The sequence below is a fragment of the Pseudomonadota bacterium genome (assembly GCA_026388275.1).
In the GTDB taxonomy this organism is placed as follows: Bacteria; Desulfobacterota; Syntrophorhabdia; order Syntrophorhabdales; family Syntrophorhabdaceae; genus JAPLKB01.
The window spans coordinates 1-5,409 of record JAPLKB010000054.1; the positions used below are offsets into that span (position 1 = coordinate 1).

A 5,409-nucleotide genomic window follows, 5' to 3' on the forward strand; every position below is an offset into this window, starting at 1 on the left:
TCGCCATTCCTGCTTTGGAAAGATACCGGGTAATGGCAGATGTGAGTGTGGTTTTCCCATGATCTATATGTCCTATGGTTCCGATATTTACATGGGGTTTTGTTCTTTCATACTTTTTCTTAGCCATAAAGGACCTCCGTTACATTTTTTTCTCTATTTTTAATTAAAGTTTCATAAATATGCTGCGGCACAGGAGTATAGTGAAAAAATTCCATGCTGAAGTTGCCCCTTCCCTGGGTTGCTGAACGCAGGCGAGTTGTATATCCGAACATTTCATCAAGGGGCAGATGTGCAATTATATATTTAAAACCGTTTTTGTCGCCAAGCTCAGCAATCCTGCCGCGTCTTGACGATATATCCCCTATTACAACACCCAAAAACTCATTTGGTATGTTAATATCTACCTTCATAATAGGCTCAAGAATTACAGGGTTCGCCTTTCTTACTGCGTCTTTTAATCCCATTGAAGCGGCAAGCTTAAAGGCAAGTTCCGATGAATCCACTTCATGATATGAGCCGTCAATAAGTTCAACTTTCATATCTACCATGGGATACCCGAGGACAACGCCTTTTTCCATTGTTTCCCTGATACCTGTTTCAATGCTGGAGATATACTCTCTCGGGATTGAACCACCAATTATTTTATTCTCAAATACAAATTCATTACCTTCAAGCGGCGAAATATTTAACACTACGTGTCCATATTGGCCTCGCCCGCCAGATTGCTTTATATATTTACCGGTACCCGTCACACTCTTTGTTATTGTCTCTCTATATGCCACCTGTGGCGGTGATGATATCATTTCAAGATTATGTTCCCTCTTTGCCCTGTCCATAATAATCTCAAGATGGAGTTCTCCCATGCCCGAAAGTATTACTTCACCGGTTTCACTGTCAAGGCGCACATTAAGGGATGGATCTTCAACTGTATACCTATTAAAAACAAGCCACATCTTCTTAAGGTCATCCTTCTTCCTCGGCGTTATAGCAACAGAAACAACAGGAAGGGGAACTTCTATGTTTTCAAAAAACACTTCCATACCGGGATGCGTTAATGTATCTCCCGTTGATACTCCCTTCAAACCTACAATTGCACAAATATCGCCGGCTTCTACCTTCTTGACCTCTTCCCTCTTATTGGCATGAAGTCTTAGTATCCTGCCGACTCTTTCTGTTTTTGACTGCGCACAATTCATTATCGTATCGCCAGTTTTCAATGAACCGGAGTATACCCTTATATAACTCAAATGACCAACAAAGGGATCATTCATTATCTTGAATATAAGCCCGCTGAAAGGCTCATCGTTTGTGCCCTCGAAAGCTCCTTCTGTTCCGTCTTCGGTCCAGTACTGATAAGGAGACACATCCTTTGGTGAAGGAAGATAATCAACAATAGCATCAAGAAGAGGCTGAACTCCTTTATTCTTAAATGCGCTTCCACACAGAACAGGCGTAATGCTCCCTTTTAATGTACCTTTTCTTATCACATCTTTAATTCTTGCCTCATCAATCTCATGTCCTTCCAGATACTGTTCCATAAAACGGTCTTCAACACCTGATAACAACTCCATCATATTTATCCTGGCATCATCAGCTCTGGTTTTTAGTGCTTGAGGCACTTCGCAGACAGTGTAGTCAAAACCCAATCTGTCTTTATCGTACAAAATTGCTTTATTCCTTATTACATCAACGGTCCCGATAAACCCATCTTCGTTCATGATTGGGAAATGGAGAACTAATGGATTTGCTTTTAAATTTTCCCGTATCATTCGGACACAATTATCAAAATCAGCTCCGGTTCTGTCCATCTTGTTCACAAATGCAATTCTCGGAACACTGTATCTATCGGCCTGTCTCCAGACAGTCTCCGATTGAGGTTCAACACCTTCCACTGCTGAAAATAATGCAACTGCACCATCCAGTACCCTGAGCGATCTTCCAACTTCTATCGTAAAGTCTATGTGACCGGGTGTATCTATAATATTTATCCTGTGTTCCCGCCAGAAACAGGTCGTTGCTGCAGCGGTTATAGTAATTCCTCTTTCTTTTTCTTCTTCCATCCAGTCCATGGTAGAAGCGCCGTCATCAACTTCGCCTATCCTGTTATTAACACCCGTATAAAAGAGCATTCTCTCTGTAGCAGTTGTTTTTCCGGCGTCAATATGCGCCATAATACCGACATTTCTAACAATTTGATTCATTCATTTTACCTTAGATTTACCACCTGTAGTGAGCAAACGCCTTGTTCGCTTCGGCCATCTTGTGGGTATCTTCTCTCTTTTTTACTGCGCCGCCTTTATTGTTGCAAGCGTCAAGGATCTCTCCGGCAAGTTTTTCTCTCATCGTTCTTTCTGATCTTTCTCTTGCATATCTTATAAGCCATCTAATACCAAGCGACATTTTCCGGTTTGCTCTTACCTCAACCGGAACCTGATATGTTGCCCCTCCGACCCTTCTTGCTTTTACTTCTATTTCAGGTCTGATATTCTCAACAGCTTTATGGAATGCCTTTAGTGGATCGTCTTTCAGCTTGTCTTCAATTACAGTAAAAGCTCCATAAACAATTTTTGTGGCTGTACTCTTCTTCCCGTCCAGCATAACACAGCTTATCAACCTCTGTACAAGGAAATCATTGTATTTTAAATCAGGCAATTTCTCCCTTGTCGCAACGTGTCCCTTTCTTGGCATGCTTTAAACTCCTCTTTTTACTATCGTTCAAACTTCTCTACTGTTTAGGTCTTTTTGCACCGTACTTGGATCTGCTTTTCTTTCTGTTTGCAACACCGCTTGCATCAAGCGATCCCCTGATTATATGATATCTGACGCCAGGTAAATCCTTAACCCTTCCGCCCCTTATCAGAACAACCGAGTGCTCTTGAAGATTGTGACCAATACCGGGTATATATGTAGTAACCTCTATACCATTAGTCAATCTCACACGGGCAACTTTTCTCAATGCCGAATTTGGTTTTTTAGGAGTTGTTGTATAAACCCTTACGCAAACACCCCTCTTTTGCGGACAATTTGTGAGCGCCGGTGACGAACTCTTTTTTTTAACGACTTCTCTCCCAAGCCTTACTAATTGATTAATAGTAGGCATCAATATCCTCCAAATAAAAATAATTCCCTAATCTTTTTAAGGGAAATCAAGCTCAGCGAAAACTTCGGTATGTTAAACGATTTTGCCTTTTATGTCAAGAGATATTTGCTTAATAAACAAATAGAATTGGCATTATATTTAGCGGTTAAAAAGCAGATAAAAAAGCTCATAGATGGTCATAAACCGGATAAAGATACATTTTTTCGGTTAATATCTTTTGCTGATAAGGATGGAAGCCTATTCCGTCCTTTGTTCCGTCTTTCTAAAACGTTGAATGCAATCCAGATATTTAACATTTTACATTCGTATATAAGATCAGGCTTAATAGCTTAGGCTGACAAGTTTTCCGTATGAGTAAGAAAAATCTTGACATTACCTGATATTATATAATAATTTTCATTCACATTTTATTATATCAATGTTTACACTTTAGGCTTAGTCCTGATTAATTTCAACTTTAGAGGAGGTATATTTTATGGCTGAAGATCAGAAGATTTTTGGAATGCCAGCAAACACAGGAAGATGGATTTTTGTTCTTTTAGGGATGGTGGTAAATTTTTGTTTAGGTGCAGTTTACGCATACAGCGTGTTCAAAAAACCACTCGAAGAGATGTTTAAGATCAGCGCTACGCAGGGTGGTTTGCCTTATATGATTTTCCTCGCCATGTTCGCCCTTTTTACATTTATCGCAGGCAAGTTTATAGACAAACTAGGCCCTCGCAAAGTCATGATGCTCGGTGGCGCAGTTGTTGGTGTTGGCTGGATGCTCACCTACTTTTCTTCAAATATTACTATGGTCATATTAACATATGGGGTAATTGGAGGCGCTGGTGTAGGTATTGTTTATGGTGGACCTGTTTCTGTTGCAACCCGTTGGTTCCCTGATAAAAAAGGTCTGGCAGTCGGATTGGCACTTGCAGGTTTCGGGGGATCAGCAATAGCTACAGCCCCGATAGCATCTGCTCTTATTGGCCAGTATGGGCCGCTCGGAGCTTTTGGTATAATGGGCATTGCATTCTTTTTCATAACTATAATCCTGGCCATTCCCATGAAGTTCCCCCCTGCAGGCTATAAACCAGCCGGCTGGACCCCGCCTGCAGCTGCCACTGGTGGCACAACCAACTTTACTGCAGGCCAGATGATTAAAACATCGAGTTTCTACGGACTCTGGCTTTGCTATATTTTAGGCGCTACAGCAGGTCTTATGGCAATAGGAATATCAGCTTCTGTCGGCAGAGAAGTAATAGGCCTTGATAAGACCTTGGCAGCATCGCTTGTAATGCTCTTCGCGGTGTTCAACGGTGTAGGACGACCTATTTTTGGCGCTTTAACTGACAAGATTACTCCTAAATATTCTGCAATTCTTTCTTTTGTCATCATTTTGATAGCATCGTTAATGATGCTATCTGCAGGCAAAGGTTCCGTGGGCCTCTATGCGATATCATTCTGTTGCTTCTGGCTGTGTCTCGGCGGTTGGCTTGCAATCGGTCCTGCAGCAACGGCAGGCTTCTTTGGTCTTGACGGATATGCCCAAAAATATGGCGTTGTTTTCAGTTCCTATGGCCTTGGTGCTATTATCGGGGGTATTATTTCCGGAAGCGCGAAGGATGCCTTCGGAAGCTATACGGTAGCTTTCTATCCAACTGCCGGAATGGCGATTGTAGGAATAATCATTGCCTTTCTTCTCCTTAAACCGCCAAAAAAGAATTAGCGGAAACTTTTCATTATAAACATGAAAGGCAAATCCTTTTTTTAGGATTTGCCTTTTTTATATTATCTGTAAAATCCGGTAATTCGATGAACCTCCCCGCAACAAGCTGCGGGTTATCACTGGAAAGAGGCTCATATCCCCCTCACCCCGCCCTCTCCCCCGGAGGGGCGAGGGAAAGTAGTAACCCTGCAGCAAGCTGCAGGGAATCATTTGGATTGGAAAAGACATTGAGAACCACAATTTCATTCGGATTTTCCCCGTATTATTCTAAAATTAAATACAGATAAAACAGACCATCACATAACATTGATTTTATAAAATAATGCTTATTTCAAACAGAGTCTAATTCCAATTCTAAATCAAGGATGCAATGACTTACCCCGCTTCAGCTTGCGGGGCAATCAAGGCGGCAAGAAAGAGGAGACGTAGGCGTACGATAGCAGTACGTCGAGGATCTGATGACGAAGCCAACGATGATAGCGCCTTCCCCAGAAAATAAATCTCCCTATACATGTTTGTTTGACTTTGTTTCTTTTTCTCACATGTGGATTAGCCGGTCCGGGTTATAATAATTTCCCCTGCGTGCTCTTTGGCAACA

At 41.7% G+C, this 5,409-nt stretch carries 5 protein-coding genes; 1 reads left to right on the plus strand and 4 read right to left on the minus strand.

Annotation, left to right across the window (positions count from 1 at the left end):
- The 4 genes from NT010_12555 to rpsL form a co-directional block, all read right to left on the minus strand.
- Positions 1–127, minus strand: a 127-nt coding sequence (locus tag NT010_12555) for a GTP-binding protein (protein ID MCX5806871.1), incomplete at its 3' end; no start/stop codon positions are given.
- A complete protein-coding gene (gene fusA / locus NT010_12560; protein ID MCX5806872.1) occupies positions 120–2,201 on the minus strand; it encodes an elongation factor G in 2,082 nt (693 codons plus the stop codon). The genes fusA and NT010_12555, both read right to left, overlap by 8 nt.
- A 16-nt stretch (positions 2,202–2,217) precedes the next feature.
- Positions 2,218–2,688, minus strand: coding sequence for a 30S ribosomal protein S7 (gene rpsG, locus NT010_12565; protein ID MCX5806873.1), 471 nt, complete (start codon positions 2,686–2,688; stop codon positions 2,218–2,220).
- Positions 2,689–2,725: 37 nt separating this feature from the next.
- The gene (gene rpsL / locus NT010_12570) at positions 2,726–3,100 is read right to left on the minus strand and encodes a 30S ribosomal protein S12 (GenBank protein MCX5806874.1); all 375 of its coding nucleotides are present in this window, start codon (positions 3,098–3,100) and stop codon (positions 2,726–2,728) included.
- Positions 3,101–3,575: 475 nt separating this feature from the next.
- On the opposite strand from rpsL, the gene NT010_12575 reads away from it, so the two are divergent.
- Complete coding sequence (locus NT010_12575; GenBank protein MCX5806875.1) at positions 3,576–4,811, plus strand: OFA family MFS transporter; 1,236 nt, start codon at positions 3,576–3,578, stop codon at positions 4,809–4,811.
- Positions 4,812–5,409 lie beyond the last annotated feature (598 nt).